Here is an 18,638-nt window from a genome sequence, read left to right as displayed (position 1 = left end):
TAAGGTGTACTCTGCTTCAATTCAATATAGAGGCAGAGTACACCTTTTTCTTTTATCTTAAACATTATTATCACTTATCGCTATATGAAAAAATGCAACTATGTCTCCATTACAGAAGCCATCTCTCATGTCAAGAGTAATGATAAGATAGTTCTTGGACATGGGGCAGTCTCTCCTATCTTACTATTGGAAGAGTTATATCGTCAGCGGGAAAGATTATTTGGAGTAAAGATATTCCACCTGATTTATTTGGGAGACCCTGTTCACACGCGCCTTGATGCTCAAGCTCACTTCCAAACACGAGCTCCATTCATCACCGGAGGAGCAATAAGAGATGCCGTAGCAGAGAATCGTGCAGAGTTTGTACCAATGCACTTCCATATTATTCCATATCACTTTTTACCCGGAGGAGGATACGAACCGGATTGGGCTTTTATTCAAGTAACCCCACCCGATGCCAATGGACTCTGTTCCCTATCTTTGGCTTCTGACTATACCTTACCCGCAGCAAGAGCAGCTAAGCGAGTTATTGCTATGGTCAATCCTAACTTGCCGTATGTGTATGGAGACAATTTTCTGTCAGTAGATGAAATAGATTTCATGGTCGAAGCTCCTATGGAGAATCTTACCATTGCGTCTTCCCCCATTACAGAGACAGATCAAAAAATAGCAGAGTATTGTACTTCTCTTATAGGGGATGGTGCTTGTATTCAAGTAGGAATTGGCTCTGTTCCAGAGGCTGTTCTCTCCAAACTTCACGACAGAAAAGATCTTGGGATACATACAGAGTTGATGACCGATGCCATTATGAATCTGATTAAGAGCGGAGCAGTCAACGGATCAAAAAAAGGAGTTTTACCCAATAAAGTACTCACTGCATTTGCCATGGGATCTCAAGAAATGTACGACTTCATGCACAACAATGACGACATTCTCCTCTATCCTGTGGATTTCACAAACAATCCTTTTGAAGTTGGAAAAAATGAAAACTTTGTATCTATCAATTCTACGATAGAAGTTGACTTATATGGGCAACTCTGCTCTGAAAAAGTCAATGGAAGACAATACAGTGGAACCGGAGGACAAGTAGACTTCCTTCGAGGAGCAAGATATTCCAGAGGAGGAAAGAGCATTATTACTGTACACTCAACAGCAAAGAATGGAACTATTTCCCGCATCGTTCCATCTCTTTCAGCCGGAAACAACGTTACTTCAGGCAGGACGGATGTTGACTACATAGTTACCGAACACGGTATCGCCCATCTGTTTGGAAAGAGTGAACGGGAACGAGCATTGGCACTATGCGCTATTGCAGATCCTCGATTCAGAGAAGAGTTGGAAAAAGAGGCTTATACTCGCTTCAATATTAAGAAGATCTTCTAATCCAACCAACAGAAAGGTTCAAACTACTTGATATACGAAAGCAACCGCTTTGAATAGTCTCTTAAGAGCTATTTCAAAGCGGTTGCTTCTTATATAAACGAGTCTATATATCCTTGACAATATAAAAAGGATAAATTCCTAATAAGTTACCGGTTTTAGTTTCAAGCCGGTAGTTTCTACCAGTCCACACATCAAGTTCATAATATGTACTGCAGTTCCTGCTCCACCTTTAAGAAGATTATCCTGTACACTTACAACCATTAGTTTTCTTCCGTACTTCATCAAATGGATTATAGAATAATTGGTATTCACCACTTGTCTGATATCCGGAACCGTATCTTGAATATAGACAAAGGAGTGATCATCAAAATGTTCTCTATAAAACTTCTTTATTTCATCCAAAGAAACATCTATATCAAAGTAGGTACAAGCATAGGTTCCTCGAACAAAGTTCCCTCGTATCGGCAAAAAGTTAATCGGCTGAGTAAAGCTATTCTGACAACACCTCAGAGCATATTCCATCTCTTTCGTTTGCCTGTGTTCAAAAGGGTGATAAAGAGTAATCCTATCACTCATCGAATCGTAATGAATAGCCGAACTTTGTGGTCTTGCAGCATTCTCTGTATGTCCTATCACGGAAGAGACATGCAGCTCACTGTTCATAAGCAGATGCTTGGCTAAAGGAATGAGTCCGACAATGACAGAATTTGCAAAACTTCCCGGTACAGAAACTGATGAGGCATTACAGATAGCCCTTCTATTCATTTCAGGTAAGCCATACACAAACTCCCGTCCGGAACAAAGTTCTGCTGTCTTAGCTACTCTCTGCTCATCCAGTGGGCGCAGTTCATAAGAGAAGTCTATAACTTTCAAGCTCTCTGGCAGTATATGAGATGAGTAAAAAGCTTTTGCCCGTGCGCTGTTAAGGCAAACGAAAAGAACCTCCAACTCCGAGAAGTCTGCATTATCCGTAAAAACAATTTCTCTAAAGTTGAAAAGCCCCGGATGAATATGGGAAACCATCTCACCAACATGCTCCGGAGCATAAACTTTTTCCAGTACTACATCCTCATGATTTATGAGCAGAGCTATAAGCTCGCCCACCATAAAACCTTCACTCCCTACTATTCCTACCTTTATCATACTGTTTTATTCTCTACTAAAATACGAAGTCAATACCAAGAGCCAAAGAGGCGGTAGTATAGCCATCAACATTCGCATACTTGAAGTACGGGAACACCCCAAAATACTTATTGAAGCGATAAGAAAGCCCACCACATATAACATCCTTTGGTATAGATTTATCGGTTTTTCCTGCCTTAATATCCACATGATCCCATCTGGCAAAAAGAGAAAGCTCCGGCTTCAAATAGACCGTAGAATAGATAGCTCCACCCTTAATAATACCATCATCTTCACCAAATTGAGCGTGAGATAGTACATTATATTCCGCTGCAACCCTAAATGGTTTGGTATTATAGGCAACCATACCTCCCAACAGAGTTCTGGGAGCAAAGCCTTTCGGAGCATCCCCTACCTTCAAATCCGGAGTAATTGCAGCAAGTGCATTCAGCCTTAATCCCACAGGAGTGCTGATGTTGATACCGGAATAAAATTGAATGCGACTGTCCACAGCCAGATTGAAACATCCTTCACCATTCGTTACAGAAGCGTATAGCTTAAAATAGTCTGTCGGACGATAATTGAGATATACACCCAAGTCTGCACTGGATGCAAAGCCATGCACATAAAGGAAAGCCGGTCCCACGTAGCGATGTCCCCATTCTATCTCATGCTCAAAGCCAACACCGGTTTCCACAAGACCGCTTCTCACGGTTAGCTTCTCCACATCATAATTTACAGAGGCGTACTTGGGCATCATCTGATACCTTCCGTCTACGGGAGCTAAATCGAGTACCACTTCTCCGCTCCAAGGAGTATTTGTTGTTATACTATAACCGAGATAGCTCCGATTAAGGATAAACTGAGAGGGAGTATTTTTATTTAGCCCTTGGGAATACTCTCCAAAGACGCGCAAGATGGGTTTACCTTCCCAGTTAATTGTTTTTTCTTGTGCCTTCATCTCTCTTCCTGTAAAAAACAGGGTGCACATAGCAGCAATACAAAAAATAAACTTTCTCATCTTTTTAAGGTTTTAGGTCTGAATACTTACACTCTCACAATCAGCGGATATACCCTTAGTCTAATATATCCGCTCTCTTTGCGACTCTACGAGAGAGTCCACAATATAGTCGTCATACTCCATAAGCTTATCTATATGTCCCTTAGGTCCAAGCTCTATGATGCGATTGGCTACGGTCTGTATAAACTCATGGTCATGACTTGCAAATAAGATATTACCGGAGTAAGTCTTCAGAGTGTTATTAAATGCTTGTATAGATTCCAAATCCAAATGATTCGTAGGGGTATCCAATATCAAAACATTAGCATCTTTAAGCATCATGCGAGAGATCATGCAGCGCATCTTCTCCCCTCCGGAAAGTACAGAAGCTTTCTTAAGAATCTCCTCTCCGGAAAAGAGCATCCGCCCAAGATACCCCTTTAGATAGACCTCGTTTGTATCTTTTGCAAACTGACTGATCCACTCTATAAGATTCATATCTGTGTCGAAAAAGGCTGTGTTATCCAAAGGAAGATAAGCAGTTGTGATAGTCTGCCCCCAGTCATACTCTCCCTCATAGTCTTTCTCATTGCCATTTATAATCTCAAAGAATGCTGTCATAGCTCTTGGATCTCGGCTCAAAAAGACTACTTTTTCGCCCTTTTCGATATTAAAGTTCAGATCTTTGAAGAGATACTCTCCATCCAGTTTGTATGAAAGCCCTTTGATTTCCAATATCTTGTTTCCGGCTTCTCTATCCGGTTGGAACAGAATACCCGGATAGCGACGAGATGAAGGCTGTATCTCATCCACATTGAGCTTTTCCAACATCTTCTTTCTACTGGTTGTCTGCTTACTTTTAGCGACATTGGCACTAAAGCGTCTGATAAACTCTTCAAGCTCTTTTCGCTTCTCTTCCAACTTTTTATTTTGCTGTTGCTGTTGTCTGAGAGCCAGTTGAGAGCTTTCGTACCAGAAGCTGTAGTTTCCTGCAAACATTTGGATCTTACCATAATCTATGTCCACAGTGTGTGTACATACCGAATCGAGGAAGTGGCGGTCGTGACTAACGACCAAAACGGTATTCTCAAAATCTGCAAGATAGTTTATCAACCAATGTACGGTATCGAGGTCCAAATCGTTTGTAGGCTCATCCAGAAGCAGATTATCCGGCTTACCATACAATGCTCTGGCAAGAAGAACACGAACCTTTTCCTTACCACTCAAGTCTTTCATCTGTGCATAGTGCAGATCCTCTTTTATTCCAAGCCCGGAAAGAAGTATGGCTGCATCGCTTTCAGCATTCCATCCTTCCATTTCGGCAAACTTTTCTTCAAGATCTGCGGCACGGATACCATCCTCGTCTGTAAAGTCTTCCTTTGCATAGAGAGCATCTTTCTCCTTCATCACATTCCAGAGTACAGAATGTCCCATAAGGACTGTATCCATAACGCTAAACTCGTCAAACTCGAAGTGGTCTTGCTTTAGTACGGACAACCGTTCGCCCGGTCCGAGGATCACGCTTCCCTTTGTCGGTTCAAGGTCTCCACTGATAGCTCTTAAAAGAGTGGACTTCCCTGCCCCATTGGCACCTATAATTCCGTAGCAGTTTCCGGATGTAAACTTCATATTGACATCCTGAAACAACGCCCTCTTTCCAAACTGAATAGTTAGTTCGCTAAGTGTAATCATCTAATATCGTTTCTTCTTTGTCTATAAATTAAAACTTTTCTATTTCTCTTATCCACATTTCTCCCACTGCATCACTCGGCATACGCCATCCTCCTCTTGGGGAGAGTGTGATAGCTCCAACCTTTGGAGCATCCGGGCTACAGTTTCTCTTAAACTGATTGCTAAAGAATCTCCTTATAAACGTGGTCATTGTACGCTTCAGCATATCCTTAGAATACTTATCTCCAAAAGCCTTGCCTGCCATGAAAAGTATCTTTGTCGGAGAGAAAGCATTATGTATCATGTGATACAAGAAAAAGTCATGCAGCTCGTATGGTCCGATAATAGCTTCTGTGCTTTGCCTGTTGGTACCATCCTTATCCTTTTCGGGGAGAAGTTCCGGGCTTACCGGAGTCTTCAAGACATCCCTTAAAGCATCCTCCACAACCTTTGCATAACCACCGTTATCGGCAATATGTTCTACCATCAGACGTACGACAGTCTTTGGAATAGAGGCATTCACGTTGTACATCGACATATGGTCGCCGGCAAAGGTAGTCCACCCTAAAGCCAGCTCCGAAAGGTCTCCCGTTCCTAACACGATAGCACCTTCCATATTCGCTATATCCATAAGGATCTGCGCACGTTCACGAGCCTGAGCATTCTCAAACGTAACATCGTAGCTCTTTCCGTCGTGTCCTATGGCAGCAAGATGATTTCGGACCGGTTCGGTGATCTCTACTTCTCTGGTGGAGATACCGAGTCCGTTCATCATGGTTTTGGCGTTATTGTATGTCCTTTCCGATGTTCCAAAACCCGGCATCGTTACTCCTATGATTCCTTTTCTGTCCCAACCCATAAAGTCGAACGCATGCACGGCAACCATCAGAGTAAGCGTGCTGTCCAGACCACCGCTTATACCTATCACGGCTTTCTTCGTTCCGATATGGATAAGACGCTGGAAGAGAGCAGACATCTGTATATCCCACATCTCTTGGCAACGCTCTTTCCAGTTTTTGGAAGAGGGCATAAAGGGATACTTCTCCACGGGGCGGGTCATATCGTACTCTTTAACCTCGTTAAGGTAGAAAGGTATCTCCGTCATCTCTTCCGTGCACACCACGGAAGCAACACTCTTAAACGAGGTATTGATAAGCCGTTCCGTGCGTATATATTCTACGTCTATATCGTTTATCAATAGGCGTTCACCATATTCAAAACGCTCCATTTCCGACAAAATCTCTCCATTTTCCGCGATGAATGCTTTCCCGGTATAGACCAAGTCTGTAGAGCTCTCTCCGTATCCGCAGGAAGCATACACATATCCGCATATCGCTTGTGCCGAGTTGCCACTAATGAGTGCTCTCAGATAAGCATGCTTTCCGGCATTCTCGTTACTTGCGGAAAGGTTGAAGATGATATGTGCTCCGTAGAGAGAAAGACGTGTTCCCGGAGGTGTCGCTGTCCACATATCTTCGCAGATCTCCACGCCTATCCCTATCTGCTTATACTTGAACAGGAGATTGTGTCCGATGGGTACAACAAAATCTTTGATATTGATATGCGAGAGAGAAAGCTCATTGGCAGAAGAGAACCAGCGTCTCTCTTGAAACTCTCTATAATTGGGAAGGAACGTTTTAGGGATGGCTCCCAAGATCTTACCATTTTGGAAAGCAATGGCGGCATTGTACAGACGCTGCTCCACACGGATAGGCATACCGACAAAAACAAGGATATCTGTCTCCTTGGTACGCTCTACCAAAGTACAGAGTGCCTCTTCTGCCTGCCGTTGCAGGAATGGCTGTATAAACAGATCCGAGCAAGTATAGCCCGTAATACACAGTTCGGGAAAGGTGATAATCTCCACCCCTTTTTCACAAGCCTTAAAGATGAGCTGCTCTATGCGCTCTATATTGTAGTTACAGTCTGCAACCTTTACAAATGGCACGCCTGCTGCCACTTTTACATATCCATGTTTCATATATCGCTATACACGTAGATTATTGGTCTGTTGTTCTCGATCTTCTTATTCTGTATGTTGAATGATTTTAGTGTAAAGGTAGGGAAGATTTATCAATCTACCTATTGTTGTGCCTGCTTAACTGCCATCTCTACTCTTTTCTTGACGCTTTCTTACACCATCCGGCGATAAATTCTCTTGTAAACGGCTTCAAAAACAGCGTTTAATACAGTAAAATCTTGCTCTATTCCCGTTAAAGATTTGCAACCAAACTTTGAATGCCATAAATCAAGGCTTAATTTGTAAAATTCAAGCCTTGACTTCCAAAAATAAGCATTTGATTAGTAACTCTTTAGCGATTAAAAGAAGATTCTAAACACGTTCATCACAACTTGTAAACAGATCAAAAACAAATACTCTCCCGGTATCAGAAAAAATCTTTGTAAAGAGAAGATTGCAGAACGTCCTATACATACCGGAAGCAGATCTTATCTGCGAGAATGGAGATACCTAAAAATGCCCGTTTTCCTCACCTGCAGGAAATTTGAGAGAAAGAGCAAATAAAATTGCTATTTTTGTATGAGATTGTGGGCTATACCCCAAAATAAAAAGCGAGAAATGAATAAGAATAGATCCATTTTACTTCTACTGTTTTTAACACTCCTAATCCCGTCGAAACTTTCCACTTACGCCGATGCTTCCGGTCGGGTCGGGATCAAGAGCGAGGTATTAAGAAATTGGCGTTACAAGAGTTTGAAAGATACCCTTTGGAGCAACTGTATTGTGCCTTCTGTGGTGCAGGAAAATCTTATCAAAGAGAAGAGGCTTCCTCTCCCCTACTATCGGGACAATGAAAAAAAGGTTCAGTGGGTATCGGATCAAGATTGGGTCTATGCCACAACATTTGAAGTATCGGAGATTGATAGGACTTCGGGAACAAGACAGATGCTGGAGTTTGACGGGATAGACACATTTGGAGAGGTTTATCTCAATGGCGAACATCTTGGCTCGACAAAAAATATGTTTTTGGCTTACAGCTATGATGTTACGGGTAAGCTCGTAAAAGGGGAGAACCATCTGGTGGTACATCTTAAGTCTCCTATCGGTACGGTTCATTCGCAATACCTTTCAAACGGATTCAACTACCCTGCCGACAACGACCACTTCCCTATTCGTTACAGCCCTTTTACACGGAAAGCTCCTTATCATTACGGCTGGGACTGGGGAATGCGTATGGTTACCATGGGCATTTGGAAAGAGGTACGTCTTTCTACATATCATACTGCACGCATCGCCTCTGTGGATGTAGAGAGCAAAATAGAGTGGTCCGGAGAAAATAGTGCCAAGCAGGCATCCGTTGTCGTAAACGTGGAGTGCGACTCGTTTGATAAGAAAGTTTATTTTGCCCAAGCGGAACTCACCTCCAAGCAGAACGGCAAAAAGTGGTCTGCCGATATGGATAAGAGTGGTCTGCAAAAGAAGACATTCCGCTTCTTGATCCAAGATCCGGAGCTGTGGTGGCCAAGAGAATGGGGCAAAGCAAATCTGTACACACTCACCATACGCCTGTTGGATAAAGACAAAAAAGAGATAGACAGAAATATTTCGGAGATAGGAATCCGGGAGATCAAGCTGATCAATAAACCGGATGACAAGGGGACATCGTTCTATTTTGAGGTAAACAGACGCCCGATATTTGCCAAAGGAGCCAACTATATACCCGGAAATTTGATGCTTACGACACGAACAGACGAGTACTTTAAGTCGCTGTTCGATGATGTCGAGTTCGCCAACATGAACATGATTCGCGTTTGGGGAGGAGGAGCATACGAGGATGACAGATTCTATACAGAAGCAAACCGAAGAGGCTTGCTGGTATGGCAGGACTTCATGTTCGGCTGTACTGCTTATCCTGCGGATAGTTCGTTCCTGGACAATGTACGTCAGGAAGCCATCTATCAAGTAAAGCGTCTGAGAAATCATCCCTGTATAGCATTCTGGTGTGGTAATAATGAGATAGAAGAGGGAATACTCTATTGGGGCTGGCAGAAGCGACTCTCTCCACAACATTATCAGCAGCTCAAAGACAGCTATGCCCCTTTATTTCATGAGTTACTTCCAAGCATTATAAAAGAATATGCTCCAAGATTCGATTACATTCACGGCTCTCCGATGGGTTCCAACTGGGGACAGCCTCAAACATTCACGAACGGAGATATTCACTATTGGGGACTGTGGTATGGTAAACAGCCTTTTGAAGTCTTCGACAAGTACCCGATGCGTTTTGTGAGTGAGTATGGCTTTCAGTCTTTCCCCTCCATGAAGACAATATCGACATTTGCTCTTCCTGAAGATTACGGGCTCGAAACAGAGGTGATGAAGGTGCACCAAAAAGCTTCGACAGGCAACGGACTGATAAAGGAGTACATGGAGCGCGAGTACGTAGTGCCTGAAAAGTTTGAAGATTTTGTCTATGTCGGTCAGGTTCTTCACGGAAGAGGTATGGCTAAATCCATTCGTATCATGCGGAGAGAGCGTCCCACCTGCATGGGGTCTCTCTATTGGCAGTTGAATGATGCTTGGCCTGCTGTATCGTGGAGCAGTGTGGACTTTTTCCAAAACTACAAAGGGATGCACTATACAACGCGTGAAGCGTATGCTCCGGTAGCTCTAATGACAAAAGAGATAGGGAAAGATTCTCTTGCAATATTCGTTGCAAATGACAAGCTGAATGCACTTCCCGGAGGATCTCTTCGCTTGGAGACAAAAACAGTTCAAGGTAAAAAGCTGTACACTAAAACAATCTCTCTGCCTGTGATAGCGGCTAACAGCGTTACGCAGGTGGGTCTCTTCTCCAAAAGAGATATTGCAATGGCGGAGAATATTACAGAAAGAGTGCTTTCGATCAGTGTCTCTACCAAAGAGGATAATGCGCGCCTGCTATGGTACGCAGTTGCCACAAAAGATATGGATCTCCCCGATCAGGTATTGAAGTACAAGGTTATCAAGCAAACAGATGGCGAAGCTGTAGTCCGCTTCCAAAGTGAACGTTTGGTGAAAGATCTGTTTATAGAGACACCTTGGCACGCTACCAGATTTAGCGATAATTTCTTTGACCTCTTCCCCGGAGAGCAAAGAGACATTATTATCAGACATGCCGAAATTTCAAAGAAAACGCCTTTGAAATTGGAGCTGAAAACCATGAATGAAATTCACAACAAGTACAAAATAATAGGAACAATATGATATTAGAAATTTGTGCCAACTCTGTGGCTTCTTGTATTGCCGCTCAAGAAGGAGGCGCACAACGTATAGAGCTATGTGCCGGTATTCCTGAGGGTGGCACTACCCCCTCTTATGGCATGGTAAAAAAAGCTCGTGAGGCTGTAAGTATTGGTTTGAACATCATCATTCGTCCAAGAGGAGGAGATTTTCTATACTCTCCGACAGAAGTGGAAGAGATGATAGAGGATATCAAAATCCTTAGAACATTGGGAGTAGATGGCTTTGTATTCGGAGCTTTGACACCCGATGGAGAGGTAGATAAAGAGGTTTGCAAAAGACTCATAGAGGCTGCACAAGGCTCTCCGGTTACTTTTCACAGAGCTTTCGATATGGCTAAAGATCCGAAGCAGGCATTGGAAGATATTATCGAGTTAGGGTTCGATCGCATTCTTACATCCGGATGTATGCCCTCCGCATTAGAGGGAGTCTCCACCATAGCCATGCTTGTACGAGAAGCTCAAGACAGAATAGCAATCATGGCAGGCTGTGGAGTAAATGCTTCTAACGTGCATGAGATAGTACAAATGACAGGTGTAAAAGAGGTGCATGGCTCTTTCCGCTCTCCCATCGAAAGCAAAATGCGATATAGAAACAGCGTTGTAAGCATGGGAGGAACCGTGGTTGTGGAAGAGTATAGCACTCCTCAGACAGATGCCGAGAAGGTAAAAGAAATTATTAACATCATAAGCTGAATATGAACTCTAATCTTTCAAATATAGGATTGATAGGTCTTGCCGTAATGGGTGAGAACCTTGCTCTAAACATTGAACGGAACGGATACCGTGTCTCGGTATATAACAGAAGTGGAGAGACGGTGGACAGATTTATCAATGGGCGGGCAAAAGGGAAAAACTTTCAAGGATTCAAGAATATCGAAGAGTTTGTTGCTTCGATAGAAAGACCTCGAAAAATCATCTTGATGATTAAGGCAGGAGGTCCTGTGGATGCAGTCATTCAACAACTTCTACCCTATCTGGAAAAGGGAGATATCATAATGGACGGAGGCAACTCCAACTATACCGATAGCGAAAGACGTGTGGAGGAGCTCTACGAAAGAGGTATCTACTTTGTCGGTAGCGGTATTTCCGGCGGAGAGGAAGGTGCTTTGAACGGACCTTCAATAATGCCGGGAGGAGCAGCCGAAGCGAAGGAGCATATCCTTCCGATACTGGAGAAAATATCTGCCAAAGCGAAAGACGGAACTCCTTGTTGCGCTTGGATTGGCGGCGGAGGTGCAGGACACTTTGTGAAGATGGTGCATAATGGTATAGAGTATGGTGATATGCAGATCATCTCGGAGGCTTATTTCATCATGAAGAAGCTGCTCAACTACTCCAATGACAGGATGGCAGACATTTTTGGAGAGTGGAATAAAGGAAAGCTGGAAAGCTATCTCGTTGAGATTACAGAGCAGATACTCAGATTCCGAGACAAGGATGGTAATCATCTTATAGACTATATCCTCGATGCCGCAGGACAGAAAGGAACGGGGAAATGGTCGGTTATCAACTCTCTTGAATTTGGTATACCGCTTAACCTGATCTCTACTGCAGTGTATGAAAGAAGCCTGTCTGCTCTTAAAGATTTACGTGAAAAGGCTGCGGCTTTATACAATCCGTTTCTTGTACCGGAACCATTCAAAGGAAGTGGTAATCCCGAACATAAGATCGAAAATGCGATGTATGCGTCAAAGTTGGTATCTTATGCACAAGGCTTCCAACTCATAAAGGCAGCATCCAATGAACACAATTGGGGTATAGACTTAGCAGCAGTAGCTCGTATCTGGAGAGGGGGATGTATCATTCGTTCGGCGTTCTTAGGTGAAATTTCTAATGCTTTGACAAGAAATCCGGACTTGGAAAATCTTTTATTGGACGAGTTCTTCAAAAAAGAAATAGAGCAAGCATTGGATGATTGGCGGGAAGTAGTATCTGTCTGTATTATATCAGGGCTTCCGATTCCTGCATGCAGCAGCTCGATCAACTACTTCCACTCATTGACCACAAAGGTTCTTCCGGCGAATATGTTGCAAGCACAAAGAGACTTTTTCGGGGCTCATACATTTGAGAGAACGGATCGCCCAAGAGGTGAATTTTATCATGAAAACTGGACAGGCGAGGGCGGAACTACGGCTTCTACTGTTTATGCTGTATAGATAACAGGGATGAATACAACGATAACACCAACACTGCCTTCAGCAATGGGCTTAGTCATATTCGGAGCATCCGGAGACCTGACTATGCGAAAGCTGATACCGTCTCTTTATTCTCTTTTTCAGGCAAAGCGCGTGCCTAAATCTTTCTTTGTCTTGGGTGTTGCCCGGACGGAATATTCGGATGAAGCCTTTAGGACTTATCTTAAAGAAAAGCTGCAAGAACACCTTAAAGATGAAGAGAAAGACACAGAAACGGTTTCTCTTTTCCTTTCGCACATCCATTACCACACGATGGATCCGGCAGAGGAAAAGGATTATAATGGTCTGAAATCGAAGCTCCGGGAGTTAGATGAAGTTTACAACAATCCGGCTAACTATATCTTTTACCTCTCCACTCCGCCAAGTCTTTACGGAGTTATTCCTAAACATCTTAGTGCCGTAAATCTTAATGCTAAAGGCAATGGCGCAGGGATAGAAGAAAATATACGTCGAATCATTATCGAGAAGCCGTTCGGATATGATCTTGAAAGTGCTCACGAGCTCAATCTTATCTACGAAGAAGCTTTTACGGAAAATCAACTTTATCGTATAGATCACTATTTAGGGAAAGAGACAGTCCAAAACATTATGGCTCTTCGCTTCTCTAACGGTATCTTCGAGCCTCTATGGAACAGACGTTACATAGACAGAATAGAGGTAACGGCTGTTGAGAATTTGGGGATAGAGAAGCGTGGCGGATTCTATGATAACGTAGGAGCTCTCCGAGACATGGTTCAAAACCATCTTATACAGCTTTTAGCCTTGGTAACTATGGAGCCTCCGGCTGTCTTCAATGCGAAAACATTCCGCGATGAAGTACTGAAAGTGTACCAATCTCTTCGCCCTCTCTCTCCGCAAGATATACGAACCAATGTCATTCGAGGGCAGTACACTGCATCCAAAGCCAATAATGAGAGACAGCTAAAAGGGTATAGAGAAGAAGAGAAGGTTAATCCTCAGTCTCGGACAGAAACCTATGTTGCCATAAAAGTGGCGATAGACAACTGGAGGTGGGGAGGTGTTCCCTTCTACATCCGGACAGGAAAGCAGATGCCGACAAAGGTTACCGAAATCGTTGTCCATTTCCGTAAAACACCTCACTCACTCTTTGGAGATGCTCCGGCAAATGCTTTAATCATTCGCATCCAACCCAATGAAGGTGTTGCACTAAAGTTTGATATGAAAACGCCGGGATCCGGTTTCGATGTACAGCAAGTATCTATGGACTTCACTTATAATAAGCTTGGAGGCGTGCCGAGTGGTGATGCCTACTCTCGTTTATTGGAGGACTGTATGCGTGGAGATGCTACTCTGTTCACAAGAAGTGATGCTGTGGAGGCAAGCTGGACCTATTTCACCCCAATCCTTAAAGCATGGGAGCAAGATGAAAAGATACCTCTACATGGTTATCCTGTAGGGACTTGGGGACCCAAGATGGCGGATCAGATCATCAACGATGGCTATTCATGGACCAATCCGTGCAAAAATCTTACGGACACCGATCTTTATTGCGAACTCTAAATATGACGATGTTTAACATAAACAGATATGCTACCCCCCGTTTGGTAGCGGAAGCCATAACAGACTTGCTAAGGCAAAAGTATCTGGAACACAAGGTGCACTCGCCTGAAGAACCCTATACGATAGCTCTAAGCGGAGGGTCTACTCCACTCTCTCTTCTCCACTACTGGGAAGAGAGAGTAGAGATGCTCCGGGAAATGGATGTACATTTTTTCTGGGTGGACGAGCGAATGGTTCCTTATGACTCCAATGAGAGCAACTACGGAGAGGCTGCCAGAGCTTTCTTTGACCGCTCCGGCATATCCCCTAATCGCATTCATCCCATAACCCCATCCTCTCTGACGGCAGACTCTGCACAAGAATACTCCGAGCAGCTAAGCCGATTTTCCAGCCAATATCAGAAGAAAAAGGCAATAGACTTTCTGCTATTGGGGATTGGTGGTGATGGGCATACCTCCTCGCTTTTCCCCGGACAAGAGGATTCCTATTCGGTCGAGCGGCTTTTTATAGCCTCTATCAATCCTCAAACAAAAGTGGAAAGAGTAGCTTTGAGTATGTATGGCATTCTTCACGAATCGGATACCATCCTCTTTCACTTGCTTGGAGAGAAGAAGAGAGAGATACTTCAAGAAGTTTTGAGCAGTACTGCCCCATCCCACGAAGAGTCGCTTTTACCCTCCGCTTATGTTATTGCACATGCTCAAAAGCCGGTGGATATTTATACCGACATCTCTGTGTAAAAGCTCTCTCAAAGAAAATCACTACCTTGTCTCAATACTAAAACCATATCACTGCACCTACCAATGGATGCAAACCTTCATACTTCACGCTACTTCAAACGAGATCTGAGTTGGTTGTCGTTCAATAAACGCGTGCTCTTGGAAGCAGAAGATACCGAGCTGCCTATCTATGAAAGGCTCAAGTTTTTAGGGATCTTCTGTTCCAATCTTCAAGAATTTTATCAGGTTCGAGTAGCAAATGCAAGAGCTGCCATAGAGAATAGAAAACAGAGCGACTTCACTCAAGAAGAGGCTCTGGATACATTTGTCCAAGTGATGAAAGAGGTCTCTTCTCAAGAAGATCTCTTTTACGATATTCTCTATAACAGGGTTATCCCAGACCTTAGTGCACAGGGAGTGGATCTCATCACGGATATCAATGTCTTGACGGATGCGGAGCGTGAATATCTCTACCAATACTGCATCATGGAGGTTTATCCGCACCTCTCCCCTATTTTCCTGGATCCGGATCATGCCAATCCATTTGTACGAGACAACCGTCTCTACCTTGCCATAAATGCTGTCAAGAAGAAAAAAGAGGGAGAAAAGGTAGAAGATCACTACATCATCAAGCTCCCGTTCGACAAAGCAAACAGATTTGTGCCTATTCCACCGGAGATACGCCAAATCAAAGATGGCAAGAGATCTCCCTATGCCTACGTTTTTCTGGAAGACGTTATACGTACAGGCATACACTATCTGCTGCCCAACTATGAGAAGATAGATGCTTATGCCTACCGAATATCTCGTGACGTGGATGTTGTCATCACCGAAAATATTCATGGCAAAGACCTTGCCCAGAGGGTGAAAAGCATTCTCAGCCAAAGGCAACGCGGAGCTGTTTCCCGCTGTCTGTACGACCGCCGTATGCCTCATACACTATTGGATAAGATCATGAAGCTGAGCTATGTCAAGGAAGACCTGCTCATTCCGAGCGATACCTACATTATGCTCTCGGATCTTCTTCAGCTACCCAATCCGATAGGCTCGGAATATGCACGACGGTACCCGGAACCCATTGCGTGGCATCCGGAGATACCGAGAAACGAGTCCATGATCCGATACATCATAGAGCACAACCTTACAACAACTCTTTACGCTCCATATCAGTCTTTCAGAAACTTTATCCAGCTGTTGCATGCGGCTGCCACTTCTCCGGATGTGGAAGAGATAAAACTGACTCAGTATAGAGTGGCAGAAGATTCCGAAGTGATAGAAAAAATGACTCTGGCGGCTCTGAACGGAAAAAAGGTTACGGTCTTTGTCGAACTAAAGGCAAGATTCGATGAAGCCAATAATCTCATCACAAGCGAAGTCTTACAAAGAGCCGGAGTAAAGGTGGTATACAGTCTTCCCAAACTGAAAGTACACGCCAAAACGTGCCTGATCCGACTAAAAAGCGATCCCGATACGGTTAAAGGTTTGGCATGTTTCAGTACCGGAAACTTTAACGAAGATACCGCAGCCATCTACTCCGATCTGACCTACATAACCCCTCATCCGGAGTTGGTAAAAGATCTTGTCTCTCTCTTCAAATACGTTGAGTCCGAAGTGAAGACCCTACCAATGTTCCGACATCTATTGGTTCCCGGATGTGGACTTGTAGAGACACTGAATGCTCTTATAAATAGAGAGATAGAGGAAGCAAAGGCAGGAAGAAAAGCGCACATAATACTCAAGCTGAATGCTTTGCAGGATCAATCCATGATAGAAAAGCTATACGAAGCATCCGAAGCAGGCGTTGAGATAGACCTTGCCGTAAGGGGTATCTGCTGTGCCATCCCAAATCAGCCTTTCAGCAAGAATATTCGTGTTACACGCACCATAGATATGTATCTTGAACACACCAGATTATGGTACTTCTATCATGGTGGTAAGGAGAGCATCTACATCGCTTCTGCCGATTGGATGAAGCGTAACCTTTACAAGCGCATAGAGTATGCAGCACCGATCCTGCACCCCGATATTAAAGCTCTGGCTAAGGATATACTCATGCTGCAGCTTCAGGCAAACAAAAACACTTACGAGGTAGATGAAAATCTCGAAAACCGACCAAGACTTGGCTCTTCCTCACAAAAGATAAGGTTGCAAGAGGAGCTTTACAAGGTTGTTCGCTCTCACTCCGAAAAGAAAGCATAACAGACTGCTTCTTACGACACTTTCGGCATCGAAAATTCTACATACCAATCCCCCCTTGAATGCCATAGCTCAAACATTCAAGGGGGGATTTTTATCATCGTGAACCTATTGAAAAAGTGTGTCGATAAGGGTAAGAAAATCCGTTGAACCCGATAAATATCATAAATCAAGAGTTGATTGCTACTACTCAAACTTTGATTTCCTAAAGTCAAGGCTTGGGCGATACAATTCAAGCTTTGATTTCCATCAATCAAAGCTTGAACTGCAGATCCAAATCCGTTTAGAAGATATTCCGAACGGCTTCAGGCAAACTTTTGTACGGCTATATAAAAACATTACACCCTCCAAATCTGTAAAGGCAACACTTTCGTGCCCAAAAACAGATATGGAGGGTGTATAAATTATATAGAAAAAAGAAGCCGGATTAGATCGCTGCATCCAAAGCTGCAATCCACTTATCCATTCTGGCATCGCTTTCTTCCGGATAGTTTACTTCGTCCAAGCAAAGTCCGACAAGCTTGCCATCTCTTTCTGCCTTTGAATCTGTATAGCTGTATCCTTCCGGAGCATAAGCACCAACAAATGTAGCACCTGTACCTTGAAGCTCATCGTAAAGAAGACCAACAGCATCACAGAAAGTAGTATCGTAGCTATCTCCGTCTCCACATCCGAAGAATCCTACCTTCTTACCGGAAACGTGAGATTTTAGTTTTTCGATAAAGTCGATCCAATCATCCTGAAGTTCACCATCACCCCAGGTACTGGAACCAAGAATAAGCACATCGTAAGCATCAGCCGCAGCAGCATCTGCACCGGCAACGTTATGTACATCGCTTTGAGAAACATTTAGTCTGTCTGCTACACGTCCCGCAACATCTTCTGTTGTTCCGGTAGAAGAACCGAAGAATATACCAATATTAGCCATAATGAATGTTGATAAAATAGGTTGTTAATTTTTTATTTTTAGGGCTCTTTGCCTTCGGTGCAAATGTAAGAGTAAGGATGCATACCCACAATACCAAAATATAGGTATTATATGAGCTTTTATGCCGGATATGTGAGATAGAATACCCCTCCGTACGGGACATCTTTGGCAAAAGCTTCTTGAGCGGTTTCGCATATGCCGCAAATAAGGAAAAGCGATCTTAATGTCCCTCCGTGAGCAACAATCAACAGCTGTTTCACGCCCTCTTTTACATAATGATTTATCAGCTCTTCCACCCTATCTCTAAGCTGTGAAAAAGACTCTCCACTCGGGCATATCGTATTCTCATAATCCCGGAACCACTCTTTCCCTTCCTTTGTCTCATAGATACTGTTCCATGTCTTCCCTTCCCATGCACCGAAATTGAGCTCCATGAGTCTTGAATCCGTAGAAAATGTGAGTCCTAATCTTGAAGCAAGAGCCGTGCAACGGGAAGACGGGCTGGATATTGCCTTGTACATCCCGACATCATCGGGCAATAACTTCCGGACTGCATCGGCTTCTTCGTCAAACTTGTCGGATACCCCGACATCCTGATGCCCATAACAGACACCGGACGGAGCATTTACAGAGGTATGTCTTATGGCTAATATATTCAT

Annotated in this window: 13 protein-coding genes; 7 read left to right on the top strand and 6 right to left on the bottom strand. The window is 43.6% G+C overall.

Going from position 1 to position 18,638, the window contains the following annotated elements; genetic code table 11:
* The first annotated feature begins 84 nt into the window (after window positions 1–84).
* Window positions 85–1,383 (top strand): acetyl-CoA hydrolase/transferase family protein, encoded by a 1,299-nt coding sequence (locus HQ29_RS00740; protein ID WP_036792282.1) that lies wholly within the window; start codon window positions 85–87, stop codon window positions 1,381–1,383.
* A 138-nt stretch (window positions 1,384–1,521) separates the two neighbouring features.
* Here the strand turns inward: HQ29_RS00740 and HQ29_RS00735 are convergent, their stop codons facing one another.
* The 4 genes from HQ29_RS00735 to HQ29_RS00720 all read right to left on the bottom strand — a co-directional run bounded on the left by HQ29_RS00735 (window position 1,522) and on the right by HQ29_RS00720 (window position 7,157).
* Window positions 1,522–2,526, bottom strand: a complete 1,005-nt coding sequence (locus tag HQ29_RS00735) for a hypothetical protein (protein ID WP_036848941.1) — start codon at window positions 2,524–2,526, stop codon at window positions 1,522–1,524.
* Between the two features lie 16 nt (window positions 2,527–2,542).
* Window positions 2,543–3,466 carry a hypothetical protein gene (locus HQ29_RS00730; protein WP_152566452.1) on the bottom strand — a complete coding sequence of 308 codons (924 nt, stop codon included), beginning with the start codon at window positions 3,464–3,466 and terminating at the stop codon, window positions 2,543–2,545.
* A 120-nt stretch (window positions 3,467–3,586) separates the two neighbouring features.
* On the bottom strand, window positions 3,587–5,197 hold the full coding sequence (locus tag HQ29_RS00725; RefSeq protein WP_036792272.1) for an ABC-F family ATP-binding cassette domain-containing protein: 1,611 nt from the start codon (window positions 5,195–5,197) through the stop codon (window positions 3,587–3,589).
* Between the two features lie 28 nt (window positions 5,198–5,225).
* On the bottom strand, window positions 5,226–7,157 hold the full coding sequence (locus tag HQ29_RS00720) for an NAD(+) synthase (RefSeq protein ID WP_036866952.1): 1,932 nt from the start codon (window positions 7,155–7,157) through the stop codon (window positions 5,226–5,228).
* A 597-nt stretch (window positions 7,158–7,754) separates the two neighbouring features.
* Between HQ29_RS00720 and HQ29_RS00715 the strand changes: the two genes are divergently transcribed.
* The 6 genes from HQ29_RS00715 to ppk1 all read left to right on the top strand — a co-directional run bounded on the left by HQ29_RS00715 (window position 7,755) and on the right by ppk1 (window position 17,054).
* A complete protein-coding gene (locus tag HQ29_RS00715) occupies window positions 7,755–10,382 on the top strand; it encodes a glycoside hydrolase family 2 protein (RefSeq protein ID WP_052089628.1) in 2,628 nt (875 codons plus the stop codon).
* A complete protein-coding gene (locus tag HQ29_RS00710) occupies window positions 10,379–11,113 on the top strand; it encodes a copper homeostasis protein CutC (RefSeq protein WP_036792266.1) in 735 nt (244 codons plus the stop codon). Before HQ29_RS00715 ends, HQ29_RS00710 begins: the two co-directional genes overlap by 4 nt.
* Before the next feature lie 2 nt (window positions 11,114–11,115).
* Window positions 11,116–12,576: a decarboxylating NADP(+)-dependent phosphogluconate dehydrogenase gene (gene gnd, locus HQ29_RS00705; protein WP_036792263.1), complete on the top strand. Its 1,461-nt coding sequence runs from the start codon at window positions 11,116–11,118 to the stop codon at window positions 12,574–12,576.
* A 9-nt stretch (window positions 12,577–12,585) separates the two neighbouring features.
* Window positions 12,586–14,136, top strand: a complete 1,551-nt coding sequence (gene zwf / locus HQ29_RS00700; protein WP_082226799.1) for a glucose-6-phosphate dehydrogenase — start codon at window positions 12,586–12,588, stop codon at window positions 14,134–14,136.
* A gap of 2 nt (window positions 14,137–14,138) precedes the next feature.
* The gene (gene pgl / locus HQ29_RS00695; RefSeq protein ID WP_036792261.1) at window positions 14,139–14,876 is read left to right on the top strand and encodes a 6-phosphogluconolactonase; all 738 of its coding nucleotides are present in this window, start codon (window positions 14,139–14,141) and stop codon (window positions 14,874–14,876) included.
* 63 nt (window positions 14,877–14,939) lie between these two features.
* Window positions 14,940–17,054, top strand: coding sequence for a polyphosphate kinase 1 (ppk1, locus tag HQ29_RS00690; protein WP_036862803.1), 2,115 nt, complete (start codon window positions 14,940–14,942; stop codon window positions 17,052–17,054).
* 424 nt (window positions 17,055–17,478) lie between these two features.
* On the opposite strand, the gene HQ29_RS00685 is transcribed toward ppk1, so the two are convergent.
* Both HQ29_RS00685 and HQ29_RS00680 read right to left on the bottom strand, forming a co-directional pair.
* Window positions 17,479–17,979, bottom strand: a complete 501-nt coding sequence (locus HQ29_RS00685; protein WP_036862800.1) for a flavodoxin — start codon at window positions 17,977–17,979, stop codon at window positions 17,479–17,481.
* A 119-nt stretch (window positions 17,980–18,098) separates the two neighbouring features.
* Window positions 18,099–18,638, bottom strand: coding sequence for a histidine phosphatase family protein (locus tag HQ29_RS00680; protein WP_036862797.1), 540 nt, complete (start codon window positions 18,636–18,638; stop codon window positions 18,099–18,101).

The sequence above is a fragment of the Porphyromonas canoris genome, assembly GCF_000765975.1.
In the GTDB taxonomy this organism is placed as follows: Bacteria; Bacteroidota; Bacteroidia; order Bacteroidales; family Porphyromonadaceae; genus Porphyromonas_A; species Porphyromonas_A canoris.
This window is presented reverse-complemented; position numbering and strand designations above follow the sequence as displayed.